Raw genomic sequence first — 1,539 nt, 5'->3', positions numbered from 1 at the left:
ATGCCGCTGGTGGTGGCCCTGGAGAACACTGCCTATCGCATTGACGCGCCGGTCAAAGGCCCCTGGCCTGCGCCAGCGGCTGCCACCGTCGTGCCGCCCGCACTTGAAGCGGCCTTGCGCGCCAACGCGTCGGCCGGTGCGGCCCCCGTGCAAACCAGCGCCCCACCGGTCGGACTCATCGCCGCCATGCTGGGCGCATTGCTCGGCGGGCTGATCCTCAACCTCATGCCCTGTGTGTTTCCGGTGCTGGCCATCAAGGTGGTGGGTTTTGTGCAGGTGAAGGACCAGGCCACGCGCCTGACCACCGGCCTGGCTTACACCGTGGGCGTGGTGGTGTCTTTCCTGGCGCTGGGTGCGCTGCTGCTGGGTTTGCGCGCAGCGGGTGAGCAGCTCGGCTGGGGCTTTCAGCTGCAAAACCCGGCGGTAGTGGCGCTGCTGGCGGCACTGTTCACCTTGCTGGGGTTGAACCTGGCGGGCCTGTTTGAATTCGGCAATGTCCTGCCGGGCCGGCTTGCGGGCTGGCAGGCGAAAAACCCCACCGTCAACGCATTTTTGTCGGGTGTGCTGGCCACCGCCATTGCATCGCCCTGCACCGCTCCTTTCATGGGCGCCTCGCTGGGCTATGCGGTGGGTCTCCCTGCACTTGAAGCGCTCGCGATTTTCGCGGCCATCGGTATGGGTATGGCATCGCCTTATCTGGCGGCGAGCGCCATACCGGCCGTGGCAAGAATGCTGCCGCGTCCCGGCCCCTGGATGGTGACCTTCAAGCAGCTGATGGCTTTCCCGATGTTTGCCACGGTCGCCTGGCTGGTCTGGGTACTGGGCCAGCAAAGCGGCATCGACGGCGCGGGTGCACTACTGGCCTTGCTGGTGTTGATGGCACTGGCGATCTGGGCCTTTACCCTGCGCGGCACGGCACGTACGCTCTTGGCAACCTTTTCCGTGGCGTTGGGCGCGTTGGGGCTGTGGGCCATTGGCCCGAACATCACCAGACCCGCGGCCTTGGTGTCGGCAACACCGACAGCAGGCGGTTGGCAGGCCTGGGAGCCGGGCCGGGTTGACCAGCTCACCGCGCAAGGGCAAAGTGTGTTCGTGGATTTCACCGCCGCCTGGTGCGTGACCTGCCAGTACAACAAAAAGACCACCCTCTCGAATGCGTCGGTACTGGCCGACATCGAAACGAAGAACGTGGCGCTGTTGCGTGCCGACTGGACGCGGCGCGACCCGGCAGTGACAGCGGCACTGAAGCAACTGGGCCGCAATGGCGTGCCGGTGTATGTGATTTACAAGCCCGGCCGCGCGCCGGTCGTGCTGTCGGAGATTCTGTCGGTTGACGACGTGAGGGCCGAACTGGCCAAGCTGTAAAAGAACCTGTTGTCGTGTTGTTGATGTCTCCTGAAGGAGTTCAAGCCATGTTGAATACCCCTCTGCAGCCCGTCCGGGCACTTACCCGCCGCAACTTTTCTGGCGCTCTCGTTGCCGCCCCCTGGCTGGCGTCGGCCGCTTTTTCCGCGCAGGCGGCCACAGCAAGTGTCGGCC

Annotated in this window: 1 protein-coding gene; it reads left to right on the top strand. The window is 65.0% G+C overall.

The features are described from left to right. Positions 1-1,365: protein-disulfide reductase DsbD family protein (locus AC1DWI_RS22680; RefSeq protein ID WP_477725851.1), on the top strand; the 1,365-nt coding region annotated here is incomplete at its 5' end. Positions 1,366-1,539 lie beyond the last annotated feature (174 nt).

This window comes from Polaromonas sp. P3_C2 (genome assembly GCF_056402675.1).
Note: the sequence above shows the minus strand (reverse complement) of the source record. Positions and strands in the feature narration are given on the sequence as shown.